The 13,566-nt window shown below is 74.2% G+C and carries 15 protein-coding genes and 1 riboswitch; of the genes, 4 read left to right on the top strand and 11 right to left on the bottom strand.

The features are described from left to right. Window positions 1-2: 2 nt before the first annotated feature. From BLW63_RS15495 to BLW63_RS15485, 3 genes are read right to left on the bottom strand one after another with little or no spacing between them, the layout of a single operon-like run. Window positions 3-200: a hypothetical protein gene (locus BLW63_RS15495; RefSeq protein ID WP_091158143.1), complete on the bottom strand. Its 198-nt coding sequence runs from the start codon at window positions 198-200 to the stop codon at window positions 3-5. A 10-nt stretch (window positions 201-210) separates the two neighbouring features. Continuing rightward, window positions 211-1,302 carry a DNA glycosylase AlkZ-like family protein gene (locus BLW63_RS15490; RefSeq protein ID WP_091158140.1) on the bottom strand — a complete coding sequence of 364 codons (1,092 nt, stop codon included), beginning with the start codon at window positions 1,300-1,302 and terminating at the stop codon, window positions 211-213. Between the two features lies 1 nt (window position 1,303). Beyond that, window positions 1,304-1,723, bottom strand: coding sequence for a DUF1707 SHOCT-like domain-containing protein (locus BLW63_RS15485; RefSeq protein ID WP_170856796.1), 420 nt, complete (start codon window positions 1,721-1,723; stop codon window positions 1,304-1,306). A gap of 115 nt (window positions 1,724-1,838) precedes the next feature. Here BLW63_RS15485 and BLW63_RS15480 point away from each other — a divergent pair, with 115 nt between their 5' ends. Continuing rightward, the gene (locus tag BLW63_RS15480; protein ID WP_091158135.1) at window positions 1,839-2,174 is read left to right on the top strand and encodes a potassium channel family protein; all 336 of its coding nucleotides are present in this window, start codon (window positions 1,839-1,841) and stop codon (window positions 2,172-2,174) included. Between the two features lies 1 nt (window position 2,175). Here BLW63_RS15480 and BLW63_RS15475 read toward each other — a convergent pair whose 3' ends face one another. Next, window positions 2,176-2,595, bottom strand: coding sequence for a MarR family winged helix-turn-helix transcriptional regulator (locus BLW63_RS15475; RefSeq protein WP_091158133.1), 420 nt, complete (start codon window positions 2,593-2,595; stop codon window positions 2,176-2,178). A gap of 35 nt (window positions 2,596-2,630) precedes the next feature. Here BLW63_RS15475 and BLW63_RS15470 point away from each other — a divergent pair, with 35 nt between their 5' ends. Further along, window positions 2,631-4,499: an ABC transporter ATP-binding protein gene (locus BLW63_RS15470; protein WP_211517127.1), complete on the top strand. Its 1,869-nt coding sequence runs from the start codon at window positions 2,631-2,633 to the stop codon at window positions 4,497-4,499. A 75-nt stretch (window positions 4,500-4,574) separates the two neighbouring features. On the opposite strand, the gene BLW63_RS26895 is transcribed toward BLW63_RS15470, so the two are convergent. The 3 genes from BLW63_RS26895 to BLW63_RS26890 form a co-directional block, all read right to left on the bottom strand. Then, window positions 4,575-4,727 (bottom strand): hypothetical protein, encoded by a 153-nt coding sequence (locus tag BLW63_RS26895; protein ID WP_091158129.1) that lies wholly within the window; start codon window positions 4,725-4,727, stop codon window positions 4,575-4,577. A gap of 3 nt (window positions 4,728-4,730) precedes the next feature. Next, complete coding sequence (locus tag BLW63_RS15460; protein WP_091158127.1) at window positions 4,731-5,387, bottom strand: class E sortase; 657 nt, start codon at window positions 5,385-5,387, stop codon at window positions 4,731-4,733. Window positions 5,388-5,453: 66 nt separating this feature from the next. Continuing rightward, window positions 5,454-6,614, bottom strand: a complete 1,161-nt coding sequence (locus BLW63_RS26890; RefSeq protein WP_170856795.1) for a PKD domain-containing protein — start codon at window positions 6,612-6,614, stop codon at window positions 5,454-5,456. Window positions 6,615-6,912: 298 nt separating this feature from the next. On the opposite strand from BLW63_RS26890, the gene BLW63_RS15450 reads away from it, so the two are divergent. Continuing rightward, entirely contained in the window at window positions 6,913-7,551 is a 639-nt protein-coding gene (locus tag BLW63_RS15450; RefSeq protein ID WP_091158125.1) for a dihydrofolate reductase family protein, read from the top strand. Here the strand turns inward: BLW63_RS15450 and BLW63_RS15445 are convergent. Further along, the gene (locus tag BLW63_RS15445; RefSeq protein WP_091158122.1) at window positions 7,541-8,764 is read right to left on the bottom strand and encodes an EAL domain-containing protein; all 1,224 of its coding nucleotides are present in this window, start codon (window positions 8,762-8,764) and stop codon (window positions 7,541-7,543) included. The two genes, BLW63_RS15450 and BLW63_RS15445, sit on opposite strands and share 11 nt — an antisense overlap. Before the next feature lie 137 nt (window positions 8,765-8,901). Here BLW63_RS15445 and BLW63_RS15440 point away from each other — a divergent pair, with 137 nt between their 5' ends. Then, window positions 8,902-9,891 carry an LLM class flavin-dependent oxidoreductase gene (locus tag BLW63_RS15440; protein WP_091158119.1) on the top strand — a complete coding sequence of 330 codons (990 nt, stop codon included), beginning with the start codon at window positions 8,902-8,904 and terminating at the stop codon, window positions 9,889-9,891. Window positions 9,892-10,023: 132 nt separating this feature from the next. Here BLW63_RS15440 and BLW63_RS15435 read toward each other — a convergent pair whose 3' ends face one another. The 3 genes from BLW63_RS15435 to BLW63_RS15425 all read right to left on the bottom strand — a co-directional run bounded on the left by BLW63_RS15435 (window position 10,024) and on the right by BLW63_RS15425 (window position 13,566). After that, a complete protein-coding gene (locus BLW63_RS15435; protein WP_091158116.1) occupies window positions 10,024-10,581 on the bottom strand; it encodes an aggregation-promoting factor C-terminal-like domain-containing protein in 558 nt (185 codons plus the stop codon). Between the two features lie 263 nt (window positions 10,582-10,844). Then, window positions 10,845-11,001: riboswitch (cyclic di-AMP (ydaO/yuaA leader) on the bottom strand. A gap of 716 nt (window positions 11,002-11,717) precedes the next feature. Next, on the bottom strand, window positions 11,718-12,830 hold the full coding sequence (locus BLW63_RS15430) for an IS630 family transposase (RefSeq protein WP_091158114.1): 1,113 nt from the start codon (window positions 12,828-12,830) through the stop codon (window positions 11,718-11,720). 304 nt (window positions 12,831-13,134) lie between these two features. Continuing rightward, window positions 13,135-13,566, bottom strand: a complete 432-nt coding sequence (locus BLW63_RS15425) for a VOC family protein (protein ID WP_091158112.1) — start codon at window positions 13,564-13,566, stop codon at window positions 13,135-13,137.

Below are 13,566 nucleotides of genomic sequence, written 5' to 3'. Positions count from 1 at the left end.
TGCTAGCCCTCGGTCCCGCCGTCCAGGGAGCCGGTCGAGCGGCCGGCGTCCTCGACGGCGGCGCCGGCGGGGTTGGGGCGTTCGACGTCCTCGGTCCCGGGGCGGTCATCGCCGCCCGTGCCGAACTCGACGTCGCTGTCGTCGTCGAAGCCGCGCAGCGCGTCGTCGGGAGCCAGGAAGGCGTCGTCGGGGCCGGTCATGAGCTCTCCCTCAGTCGGTGTGGACGTCCTTGAGCACTACCCCGCGGAAGGCGGCCAGCCGCTCGGCCGCCTCCGTGAGCGCATCCCGCGGCACCGGCGCCCACAGCGTGACCGCCACCGTCAGCGACGAGCCGGCCTTGCGCGGCCGCCAGGTGCCCGCGACCTCGCCGTCGGCCAGCACCGCGCCGGGACGCCCGAGCACCGGCCACAGCGCCTTGGCCCGGGCCGGGTCGTCGACCAGGATCGGCCGGTCGCGGGCCTGCAGGAACAGGTCGAACGGGCCGAGCAGAAACACCCCGGCCGCGGGCGGGACCTCGTCGACCCGGTCGGCGTCCTCGGCCAGCAGCCAGCGCCGCTCGCCGTCCACCGTCACCTCGACGGCGTCCTCGGGCCAGCGGGCCTGCACGTCCTTGACCGGGGCGTCGAGGTAGCCGGCGACCAGCTTCGGCGTGGCCGGGCCGAGCAGCCGCAGGTAGCCGCGGACGACGTCCAGGTGCGGCGGCACGGTGGCCGCGGGGGCCAGGCCGGGCACCGGGCGCAGCACCGGCGGCGAGGTGCCCGGCTCCAGCTCCAGCCCGGCGCGCAGCGCGGCCAGCCGGAACGGTTGCTCGTGGATGTGCGTGGCGTCGCACGGCCGGCAGAGCCGCAGGTAGGGCTCCGGCATGAGCGCGGTCAGCCGGCCGGACATCTCGCCCTTGACCATCGGGGCGGTGACCACCGACCGCATGGCCGCGGCGACGGCGTCCAGCGCCTCGAGGTTGCCGATCCCCGCGGCCTTGAGCGGCTTGGCCGCGTCGAAGATGCGCTTGCCCGCGTCGGCGTCGGAGAACGGCGCCGTGGCCGCGGCGACCCCGGGCAGGTCGGCCCGCCGGTAGAGGTGCGGGGCGCCGCGGACCGTCCACACGGTCGCGAGCGCCTCGCCGTCCAGCGCCGCGGTGTCCACGCCGCGCAGCGCGAGCGCCCACAGCCCGCCGTCCGGCCCGGTGTCCTGGACGCCGAGGTCGAGGACGGCGGTGGCCGCGAGGACGCCCGCGGCGCGGCCGAGCTGCTGGGCGTGTACCCGCAGGTCGAGCACCTGCCGGCGGGTCAGCGTGTCGGCCACGTCAGCGCCGCGGCCGGCCGATGCCGACGACGTACAGGACGAGCAGGGCGGCGCCGGGAACCGATAGCCAGATCCACCAGGGGTAGACGAACTGCCCGGTCGTGATCGAGACCAGGGTCCACACCGCGAGGTTCACCGCGGTGATGCTGGCCCAGACGATCGTGAGCACCCGCATCGCGGTGCCGGCGTCGTCGTCGGAGAACCGGTGGCCCAGCGGCGGCGGGAACGGCGGCTCGGGCAGGTCGCGGGTGACCCGGCCCAGCTCGCCGCGGGTGCGGGCGGCCCAGGCCGACTGCACGCGGGTGTCGAACTCGTGCAGGTCCAGCTGCCCGGCCGCGACGGAGCGGCGGAGCTTCTCCTGGACGGCGGCCCGCTCGGCGTCCGACACGCGCAATTCGTCGGGGTGCACCGGTTCGATCACCCGCTGATCGTGGCACCGCGACCGCCCGCCGTGGGAGGTGCGACGCGCGGGAGGGTGCCCGTGCCCGCGGCGCTGGGGCTGGCCCTCGGCGGCCGGCCGGGACGACCCTGCAGGCATGTTGGGACTCCTCGTCCAGACCTACCGGCTGGTGCGGGCGGTCGTCCTGCTCGTCCGGCAGCCGGAGGGGCGTGCGTTGGCGCTGCTGGTGGTCGTCCAGCTCGTCGGCGGGACCGTCTTCTACACGCTGCAGGAGGGCTGGTCGTGGCTCGACGCCCTCTACTTCTGCGTGACGACCCTGGCCACCGTCGGGCTCGGCGACCTCACGCCGGCGACCGCCCCGGGGCAGCTGTTCACGATCGTCTTCATCCTCACCGGCGTCGGCCTGCTGGCGGCCTTCATCTCGATGCTGGCCCAGCCCCTCCGGTCGGCGCCGGAGCGCGGCCGCCGCTGACTCACTCCGCGGCGAGGCTGCGGAGGATCCGGGCCAGCGCGGCGCGGTCGGCGGCGTCGAGCCGGCCGAAGAGGTCGCGGGTGTCGGCGGCCCGGGCCGCGGCGATCTCGGCCTGCACCCGGCGCCCCTCCTCCGTCGGCGCGAGCACCACGGCCCGCCGGTCGGTGGGGTCGGGACGGCGCTCGACGAGGCCGCGGGTCTGCAGCGCGTCGGCGACCTCGGTGGCCGAGCGGGGGGCGATGTGCAGCGCCTCGGCGAGGTCGGACAGCCGGGTGCCCGCGCGGTCGGTGACCACGCGCAGAGCGCGGGCGTGGTGCGGCGAGAGGTCCCAGGGCGCCAGCGTGTCGCGCCACCGCCGCCGCTGACCACGAGCGGCACGCATGAGCAGCTCGCCCAGCGCCTCGGCGTCGTCGTCCGGCATGCCGGGAATCCTACCGGTGACCGCGCGGTTGCCTCATGGTGAGGTACCCTCAGGAACGGGAGGTGGTCGCCATCGACGACAACCGAGGACCGGGCGGCGGGCGCTCGGGGCGCGTGGTCGACCCCGCGGACCGCGCCCAGCTCGAGCGCAACCCGGTGCCCCTGCGCCGGGTGACCGCGCTGTTCGCGCCCTTCCGCCGGCCCGTCGCCACGGTCGTGGTGCTCATCGTCGCCTCGTCCCTCGTGGCGCTCGCGACACCGTTCCTCGTCCGGCTGGTCATCGACGAGGCGCTGCCGCGGCAGGACGTGCGGCTATTGGTGTGGGCGGTCCTCGGGATGCTCGCCGTCGCCGCGACCACCGCCGTCCTCGGGGTGGTGCAGACCTGGCTGTCGACGACGGTCGGCCAGCGGGTCATGCACGGCCTGCGGACGGCGGTGTTCGGCCACCTGCAGCGGCAGTCGCTCGGCTTCTTCACCCGCACCCGCGGCGGCGAGGTGCAGTCGCGGCTGACCCACGACATCGCCGGCATGCAGTCGGTGGTGACCTCGACGGCGACGTCCCTGGCGTCCAACGCGACCACCGTCGTCGGCACGGTCGCCGCGATGGTGGCGCTGTCCTGGCGGCTGTCGCTGCTCTCGCTGGTCGTCCTGCCGCCGGCCGTCGCGCTGACCCGCAGGGTCGCCCGCATGCGCCGCACGGTCACCGCGCAGCGCCAGCGGCACCTGGCCGACATGCACGCGCAGGTCGAGGAGGGCCTCAGCGTCAGCGGGGTGCTGCTCGGCAAGACGCTCGGCGCCGGCCCGGCCCAGTCGCGACGGTTCGCCGAGACCTCGCAGGACCTCGTCGGCCTCGAGGTGCGCGCGCAGCTGGCCGGGCGGTGGCGGATGGCCACGATGAGCATCGTCTTCGCCGGCATCCCGGCGCTGATCTACCTGGCCGCGGGCCTGCCGGCGACCTCCGGCGGGATGACGATCGGCACGCTGGTCGCCTTCACCACGCTGCAGGGCACGCTGTTCCGCCCGCTCATGGGGCTGCTGGACGTCGGTGTGCAGGTGACCGCCTCGATGGCGCTGTTCAGCCGGGTGTTCGAGTACCTCGACCTGCCGGTGGAGGTCGACGACCCGGCCGACCCGGTGCGGGTGGACCCGGCCGCCGTGCACGGCGACGTGGCGCTGGCGGGCGTCTCGTTCACCTACCCCGACGGGCACCGGCCGGCGCTGGACGGCATCGACCTCGCCGTCCCCGCCGGCAGCACCCTGGCGCTGGTGGGGGAGACCGGCTCGGGCAAGAGCACGCTGGCCTCGCTGGTCGCGCGACTGGCCGACCCGACCGCCGGCCGGGTGACGATCGACGGCGTCGACCTGCGCGACCTCTCGCTGGCCACGCTGTCGCGGGTGGTCGGCGTCGTCGCGCAGGAGACCTACCTGCTGCACACGACCGTGCGGGAGAACCTGCGGCACGCCCGGCCCGACGCCACCGACGCCGAACTCGAGGACGCCGCCCGCCGCGCCCGGGTGCACGACGTGATCGCCGCGCTGCCCGACGGCTACGACACCGTCGTCGGCGCGCGCGGGCACCGGTTCTCCGGCGGGGAGAAGCAGCGGCTGGCGATCGCCCGCACGCTGTTGCGCGACCCGCGGGTGCTGGTGCTGGACGAGGCCACCAGCGCGCTGGACACCGGCACCGAACGGGCGGTGCAGGCCGCGCTCGACGAGGCCGGCCGGGGCCGGACGACGATCACCATCGCGCACCGGCTGTCCACCGTGCGGCACGCCGACCGGATCGCCGTCCTCGACGCCGGCCGGGTCGTGGAGAGCGGCACGCACGACGAGCTCGTCGCCCGCGGCGGCCGGTACGCCGCGCTGGTGGCCGCCGGCGACCGGGAGCCCGCGCTGGCCGCGTAGCCCCGCTCGCCGCCTGGCTCGGACCAGCCGGCTCGGAGCAGCCGGCTCGGAGCAGCCGGCTCGGAGCAGCTGGGCTCAGAGCGTCGGGCTCCACAGCCCGCCGGGCCCGTCCAGCGCCGGGAAGACGACGAACAGCAGCAGCGCCGCCGCGGCGAGGACCAGCAGGACCGCCGTCGCGACCCGCACCGGGAGCGGGCCGGGCAGGCGGCGCCAGATCCAGGGGTACACGGCTCAGACCTCCTCGAGGGCCGCGGGGCCGTCCGGCGCCTCGGCCTTGCCGACCGAGGACTCCAGCTCGCCGTGGACGACCAGCCGCTCGCGGGTGGAGAACTTCGGGTGGCAGGTCGTCATCGTCAGGAAGGCGCCGGTCGCCGCCCCGTTCGCCGACCCGCCCGGCGTGGGCGCGACGACACTGCTCTCCCGCGGGTCGACGACGGTCGTCGTCGTCACCCGGTAGACGTGCCAGGCGTCCACGGTCTCCACGACGACGGGGTCGCCGGGCTCGAGGACGTCGAGGGCGAGGAACGGGCTGCCCCGCCCGACGCGGTGGCCGGCCATGGCGAAGTTCCCCTGCTCACCGGGCATCGCCGAGCCGACGTAGTGGCCGGGGCCCTCCTCGAGCTCCGCGGGGTCGGTCCCCTCGACCACGGCGCGGGTCCAGTCCGCGCCGAAGCGCGGGATGTGGACGAAGGCGAAGGCCTCCCCGAAGTCGGGCTGCGCCTCCGGCGGGCCCGACGTCCAGTCCTCGCGGAGCTCCTCGGCGACCTGGTCCTGCGCCCGGTCGCTGAGCAGGTCGGTCACCCACACCTCGTAGACGACGAACAGCAGCAGCACCGCGCCGGCGGTGACGGCGAGCTCGGAGAGCCCGCGGACGATCGTGCGGAGCATCGGTCCCCCTGACCGAGGGCGCCCCGCCCGCCGGGGAGCCGGCGGGCGGGACGCGACGGACGACGGTCAGGACGCGGAGCCGGCCTTCCGGCGACGGCTCACGACCAGCCCGGCGCCACCGCCGACGAGGACCAGGCCGCCGATCGCGGCGAGCCCCAGCACGTCGGCTCCGGTGTCGGGCAGCGGGGTGCCGTACTCGGTGGGCTCGGCCGGGTCGGTCGGGCCGCCCTGGTCGGCCGCGGGCACGACGACCTGGCGGGTGGCCGTGGTCGTGGCGCCGTCGTCGTCGGTGACGGTCAGCGTGACGGTGTAGGTGCCCGCGGCGGCGTACTGGTGCGTCACGTCGGTGCCCTCGGCAGGTGCGGAGCCGTCGCCGAAGTCCCAGCGGTAGCCGGTGATCCGGCCGTCGCTGTCGGTCGACCCGGCCGCCGAGAAGATGAAGGTCGCGCCGGTGTTGGTGGCCGTGACGGCGGCCAGCGGCGCCTGGTTGGCCGGGTTCCCACCCGGGTTCCCGCCCGGGTCGCCACCCGGGTCGCCACCGTTGTCGCCGCCGGGGCCGCCGCCCGAGCCGGAGCTCAGCCGGAACTCGTTGCAGCCGAAGGTGAGGCCGTGGACGACCACGTCGGCGCCCGGCTGGTAGAGCAGCTGGAACCCGAGGCTGGTGACGACGGCGTCGGGGTAGGCCGCGCTGACCTCGACGAGGCTGGCCTCCTCGGTGCTCTCCGACTCGAGCTCCGTCAGCGGGCCGAGCGCGCTCCACCACAGGTCGGTGGGCTCGCCGGCGTCGGGCTCCCAGTACACGAGGATGGCCTGCGCGGGGTCCTCGTTCGCCGGGCCGTCGAGGTCGACGTACAGCTCGTAGGTCGGGTGGTTGGCGACGGGCTGGCCCGCGGCGAGCGTGGCGTCGAGGTCGAAGTTCGACTGGGCCGTGGCCTCGGCCAGCGGGATCCCGAGCCCGTCCATGAAGTACGAGGCGTACGCCGCGCCGTCAGGGTCGGCCTCGGCCGACGGCATGGTCAGGTGCAGCCCCGCGGCCAGCATCTCGGCGGTGGCGCCGCCGCCGACGCCGGTCAGCTGCCCGTCGAAGGCGGCCTCCAGCCCCCCCAGGTCGAGCGGGGTGACGCCGCAGCCGTTGGCCGAGGCGATCCCGGGTGCGACCGTGCTGATCAGGGCGAACGAGCCGAGGCCCAGGGCCCCTGTGGTGAGCAGGCTGGTGGTGCGCTTCATGACAACCCCCGATGTCAGTGGACGTGCGGGGGCGGATCAGGCCCGGCCCCCGTCGAGCTGGACCGACCCTGACCGGCGGCCGAAGGGGCCGACACCCCCCGTTTCCGATCTCGGGCGGCCCCCAGGACAGGGGGCCGTCCCTCGCGTCATCACCCACGGTGAGCGATACGGGTGCTCTCCGCAGTCCTCGTCCCCCCAGGTCCGGGGGTTGACCGAGTCGGCCGATGAGAAGTGCGGTCCGGCGCGGTCATAGGGGCAGTGGCCGCCACCGGAGGCGGCCGGGCACCGAGGAGGCAGCGTGCGACCGCTCGTCGTCACCGAGTTCACGACGCTCGACGGGGTGGTGCAGGCGCCCGGCGGCCCCGACGAGGACACCACCGGCGGCTTCGCCCACGGCGGCTGGCTGGTGCCGTTCTTCGAGGAGACCCTGGGCGCCCAGATGGACGCCTGGTTCGCCGGTGTCGAGGACTTCCTGCTCGGCCGCGGGACCTACGAGATCTTCGCCGCGGCGTGGCCGCAGGCACCGACCGAGGACGACCCGGTCGCGGAGGCGTTGAACACGCGGACCAAGCACGTCGCCTCGCGCACGCTGACCTCCCTCGACTGGTCCGGCGCGCGGCTCGTGGAGGGGGACGTCGTCGAAGCGGTGCGCGAGCTGCGGGACCGCGACGGTGGCGAGCTGCAGGTGCACGGCTCGCCCGGGCTGGTGCAGACGCTGCTGCGCGCCGACCTTGTCGACGAGCTCCGCCTGGTGGTGGCGCCGGTGGTCCTGGGGGAGGGCAAGCGGCTGTTCGGCGACGGCGCGATTCCGCGGTCGTGGCGCCTGACCTCGTCGGCCACCACGCCGGCCGGCGTGCTGCTGTGCACCTACCGCCGGGGCGGCGAGGTGGAGACCGGCGCGATGGGCGCCGAGTACGAGGACGCCGTCAGCGGCTGAGCACCGGCTCCGGGGCCGCGTCGTCGGCCGGCGTCCGCGGCATCGGGACGGCGAGCGCCTCGGGCGGGCCCGGCCGGCCGAAGTGCCAGCCCTGGCCGTAGTCGACACCCAGCGCCCGCAGCGCCGCGGCGTCGTCCGCCGTCTCCACGCCCTCGGCGACCACCCGCGCGCCGGAGCCGTGCGCGAAGGTGACCAGCGAGCCGACCAGGGTGGCGAGCACGTGGTCGTCGGCCACGCCGGCGGCGATGCTGCGGTCGAGCTTGATGACGTCGGGGGAGGTCACCACGATGTGCCGCAGGCTGGAGAAGCCGGCCCCGACGTCGTCGATGGCCAGCCGCAGCCCGGCGGCGCGGAACGGCGCCAGGGTGGCGAGCAGGACGTCGTAGTCCTCGACCTCGTCGTGCTCGGTGAGCTCCAGGACGACGCGCTCCAGCGGCAGCCGGCCCAGCAGCTCCCCGCACGCGGGGGTGAGCACGGTGGCCGGTGAGACGTTCATCGCCACGTAGCCGCCGACGCGGTCGAGGTGCTCGGCGGCGCGCTCGAGGGCCTGCAGCTCCAGGTCGTGGCCCATGCCGACGCTGTGCGCCTCGGCGAAGACGACGTCGGGCGTGCGGCCCCACTCGGCGGGGAAGCGGGAGAGCGCCTCGGCGCCCACCCGGCCGCCGGTGGCGAGGTCGACGATCGGCTGCAGCAGGACGACGGGGCCGCCGTCGGCGACGACCGGGTCGAGCCGGCCCTCGATCTCGGTGCGCCGTTCCTGGTCGCGGACCTCGGGCTCGACGATGACGGCCGCCGCGGAGGCGAGCACCTTCATCAGCGCCTCGTCGCGCTTGCCGAGCTCCTTGTCCGACCGGAATCCGAACGCGCAGAAGGTGCCGTAGAGGCTGCCGTCGGACAGGTGCACCGGGGTGGAAACGTAGCTGCGGATGCGCGGGATGCGCGCCGAGGGCAGCTTCATGGCCTCGGGGTACTTCTTCACGTCGGGGATGACGGCGGGCAGCCTGCCGTCGAGGATGGCCTGGCAGAACGAGGTGTCCTGGCGCACCTTGGCGCCCTCCTGGACCAGCACCGGCACCGAGGTCTCGACGACCTCCAGGTGTTGGGTGGTGCCGTCCAGGCGGCTGAGGAAGGCGACACTGAGGTCCAGCGACTTCTTCGCGGTCACCAGCAGGTCGGCGATCTGCTGGTCGGCAGCCGTTCGCTTCCTGCGCATGGGCGGCCTCCTCTCGTCCCGGACGGTCATCGACCGTCCGGAACGGGAGTTGGAGTCCCCTCACCCGTCGGGGGGAGGGAAGGACGGCGGGACGTCGGTGGTTGCGCAGGACAACACAGTCGAGAGGTATCGCGCACATGAGCATCCCGTTGTCCGTCCTCGACCTGGCGCCGATCTCGAGAGGTCAGACGCCGGGCGAGAGCATCGCCGCGAGCGTCGCGCTGGCCCAGCGCGCGGAGCAGTCCGGCTACCGCCGGGTCTGGTACGCCGAGCACCACAACATGCCGTCGATCGCCTCGTCGGCGACGAGCGTGCTGATCGCGCACGTCGGCGCGCACACGTCGGCCATCCGGCTGGGTGCCGGCGGGGTCATGCTGCCCAACCACTCGCCGCTGACCATCGCCGAGCAGTTCGGCACCCTCGAGGCGGTGCACCCCGGGCGGATCGACCTGGGGCTGGGCCGCGCGCCGGGCTCGGACCAGAACACGATGTACGCGTTGCGCCGCGACGCGCGCTCGGCCGACCGCTTCCCGCAGGACGTGCTGGAGCTGCAGGGCTACCTGACCGGCGAGACCCGGGTGCCCGGCGTCGACGCCGTCCCGGGCAAGGGCTCGGACGTGCCGCTGTACGTCTTGGGCTCGTCGATGTTCGGCGCGACGCTCGCCGCCGCGCTGGGCCTGCCCTACGCGTTCGCCTCGCACTTCGCGCCGGCGATGCTGCAGCCCGCGGTCGAGGCCTACCGGCGAGAGTTCCAGCCGTCGGCGCAGCTCGACCGGCCGTACGTGATCGCCGGGGTCAACGCGGTGGCGGCCGACACCCGCGAGGCGGCGGAGGAGGCGTTCGCCGCGGCCCGGCGGCGGCTGGCCGTCGGCCTGTTCGGCCGGGGGCGGCAGTTGTCCGACGACGAGGCGCAGCTGCTGCTCGACGGCGGCGCCGGGCTGCACGTCGACACGATGCTCACCCACACCGCCGTCGGCACCGCGGCCGAGGTGCGCGAGTACCTCACCGGCTTCGCGCGCGAGGCCGACGCCGACGAGCTGATCGTCGCCCACCAGTTCCCCGGGGAGGAGGGCCGGCTGCGGTCGGTCGAGCTCACCGCGGAGGCCATGGAGTCCGTCGCCGCCTGAGGGAGGACCCCCTCCTCCCCACCCCTCGCGGGCTCGGGCGGTGCCCTGGAGGGGGCCGCTCGGTGACCGGCGCTGCCGGTGGGCGGGCCCCGGCGTCCCGCGCGCTGCAGGACGCCGGGGCGCGCGGAGGCGTCAGTACCAGTTGTTGGCCTGGTGGAAGGCCCAGGCCGCGCACGGGGAGCCGTAGCGCTCCTCGATGTAGATCAGCCCTGCGTCGATCTGCTGGAACGGGTCCGACGTCTTGGCGATGCCGGTGCTGGCCCAGGTCGCGTTCAGGAACTGGGCGATGCCGTAGGCAGTGCTCGTCGGGTTCTGCGCGGTGGGCCGCCAACCGCTCTCGGCCTGCCACAGCGCGTCGAGGCAGTCGAACTGGGCGCCGCCCCCGACCTGGGCCGCCGCGTAGTCCTTGTAGGCCTGCGTCCCGGTGCCGGTGGGTGCGGGCGCAGGGGCCGGCGCGGGCTCCGGTGCAGGTGCAGGTGCGGGGGCGGGTGGGGGTGCGGGGGCCGGCGCCGCGGCGTCGTCCCGCGAGCGGTCGCCGTCCCCCCGCTGGCCGTCCCACGACGACGAGCGGTCGCGGTCCGGTCCGTGCTCGTCGGCCTGGGCGAGCGACTGCCCGGCGAAGGTCAGCGTGAGGGTCATGGCGCCCGTGGCGGTCAGCAGGTGCAGGGCGCGGCGGGTGCGTGCGTGCATGAGGGCAGTTCCTCCTGGGTGCGATCTGCGGAGGGCGCGCGCCGATGGCCGGCGGCGCCGGTGGCGGGTCGTACGGGGCGAGCTGCGGCACGAGGCCTGGACGTGCAGGGTCGGCAGCCGGGCGCGCGGCACCGGCCGGACGACGGGCTCGGTCCGGCTGCCGGGTGTCGTGCGGTGGCTGGTCCTGGCAGGAAGGCAGGCGGGAACGCGGCCGTCCCAGGCCTGCGGGCGCGGGGCTCCGAGGCCCCGGGCGCGGTGGATCTCCGTTCTCCCCTGGCCGCCTACCGGGTGAGCTGACGGGTTCGGGCTGGGAGGGCCCTACCCGCCCCTGGAGGTGTCCGGGAGCGGGACTCACCCCGGTGGTACAAGGTGGGTCCCCGGCTCGCACCCACGCGGGGTGCGACTCGGCGGCATCCGACGCGGGTTCCCCGGGCGGGGAGGTGCCGACCGGCCGGACGCAGGGAAACGTAGGGCCGTGACCATTCCGTGACAATCGCCGCGGCCGACTCGGTTCCAACTGCTCGGCGACAGGCCGCCGACACGCCAGGACGCGCGCTCGTCAGCTCACCGTGTGCGACCACCGGGGCCGCAGGACGCTCGCTGTCCCGGTTGGTGCAGGGGACGCGGGGCTCGATCCCGTGACTCCGGCTCACCACCTCGTCCCGCTCGAGGACCCAGTCCTCGATGCGCATGGCCGCTTCCTCGCGTCTGCGACCTGCCGGCGACTCGGCCCGCATCCGAGCGCCGGGGTCGGCCGGCGGTGCCGGTCAATTACGTTGAGTTGCTGACATCAGCTGGGCCTACCGCTACGACGGCAACCTCATTTCGGTTGCCTTGTCGGGTATAAACCTGGCATCGTCATCTGCGGTCATCTCTGCATTGTGCGTCGCTGCCAGTCCCGCTGTGGCAGCTTTGCTGATAGCCGTACTGGTGAAGCACTTCGCTTCCCGAGCAGACCCGGAGTAACTGCGGGCAGAAGTGAAGGCTCATCAAACTGGCGAGATGAAGGGATGAGTTGCTAGTGGAACTTTGATTCGCTGCGCAGAGCCCCACCGGTTGCGCATGGATTAGCCAGCACGGCACGACCCCGCCGCTAGCCTGGCGGGGTCGTGCGTTGTCTGGTCTCGGTTGTAGTGCTAGTGCTCCGTATCTGACGTCGTTGGCGCCTTGCGGTGCCGCGGGTCGATGGCTTCGGCGATGACGGTGTCGGGGTCCTTGGTCCAGGTGAAGGGCGCGCAGCGGTCGTTCCAGGCATCGATGAACCGGCCGATGGCGGCGATGAGGTCGGCGACGGTGGGGAAGTTGCCGCGGCGCAGGGCCTGGCGGGTGATGATCGAGAAGAACGCCTCGACCAGGTTCAGCCAGGACCCCGAGGTCGGAGTGAAATGCAGCGTCACCCGCGGATGACCCTTGAGCCAGGCCCGCACCGCCGGGTGCTTGTGGGTGGCGTAGTTGTCGACCACCACGTGCAGCTCCCGGCGGGGGTAGGCGGCGGCGACCTGCTTGAGGAAGCCGAGGAACTCCTGGTGGCGGTGCCGCTCGGTGCAGGCGTCGGTGACCCGCCCGGTGGCCACCTCCAGCGCGGCGAACAGCGTGGTGGTGCCGTGCCGGACGTAGTCGAAGCTGGCCGCCTGCGGATGCCCCGGCCGCACGGGCAGCGTCGGCGCGGTGCGCTCCAGTGCCTGCAGCTGCGGCTTCTCGTCGACGCAGAGCACCACCGCCTGCTCCGGCGGAGCCAGATACAGCCCGACCACGTCGCGGATCTTGGCTTCCAGTTCGGGGTCGGTGGAGAACTTGAACGTCTCGGCCCGCCACGGCTGCACGCCGAAGCGATGCCAGATCCGAGCGATGGTGGCGTGCGAGATCGGCGTCCCCTCGCCGGCCAGCGCCGCGGCCAGCAGGCGGGAGGACCAGTGGGTGGCGCCGAACTGGGTCGGCGGTGCGGTGAGGGTCAGCTCCAGCACCCGATCCCGCAGGGCCTCCGGCAGCGGGGAGGGCGAGCCCGGCCGCGGCAGGTCCTCCAGCCCGGCCAGCCCGTGCTCGGCGTAGCGGCCGCGCCAGGTGACCACCGTGCCCTCGGCGCAGCCGACCAGCGTGGCGATCTGCTTGCCCGGCACCTCATCCGCGGCCAGCAGCACGATCCGGGCCCGCTCCACCACCCGCGCCGGTGCGCCCTTGTCCCGAGCACGTCGCTGCAGCTCCCGCCGATCGGCGTCGGGAACCTGCACCACCCGCACGAGCGCGGCCATGAGAAATGGTCACCCTGGCCGTGAGATCACATCAAGAAGCACCGCGACGGAGCACTAGCAGGTGCTCGCAAAAGAAAATTGCGGATGGGGAAGACAGGGGCGCCCCTTGCCGCGTCGGGGGTTCTCCGCCGGCTCATGCGGACTAAGGCTCCGGTTGGGACGCGCTCGGCTCGATCCCCCCAGTCGGTGACGAATGGTGTCCGCGTTGACGCGTGTGGCTGCAACCTACGCCGTCACGGTAGCCAGCATGCGCGAGCCGGTGGCCGGCCCGGGATGCATCCGGGCCGGCCACCACCGTCCGCGGTCAGTTCGCCGTGGTGACGGCGTGGTAGTCGTCGGTGAAGTGCGGTGTGGCCGCGCGCCCCTGCAGGCCGAGCAGGTTGCCGAAGGGGTCGACGACGACCGCGGTGACGAACGGCCCGTGTGCCGTGGCCGGCGTGTACTCCTCCGCCCCCATCGCCTTCAGACGCGTGAAGGTGGCCTCGAAGTCATCGACGCGCCAGTGCGCGATCGCGCCGCCCGGCCCGGCCGCCCTACCCACGGGAGCCCGGGTGCCGTCTGCGAGGGCCAGCTCGCCCTGGTGGTCACCGATGAGGAACTTGGCGTACGTGACGCCTCCACCCGGCCCGGGCCGGGTGAAGACGGGCGCGTGGCCGAGAAGGTCGGTGTACCAGTCCGTGGCCGCGGCCACGTCGTCCACCAGGAAGATGAGCGTCGAGAACCCTCGCAGACTCAC

The sequence above is a fragment of the Geodermatophilus africanus genome (assembly GCF_900107105.1).
GTDB classification, from domain to species: Bacteria; Actinomycetota; Actinomycetes; order Mycobacteriales; family Geodermatophilaceae; genus Geodermatophilus; species Geodermatophilus africanus.
This window is presented reverse-complemented; position numbering and strand designations above follow the sequence as displayed.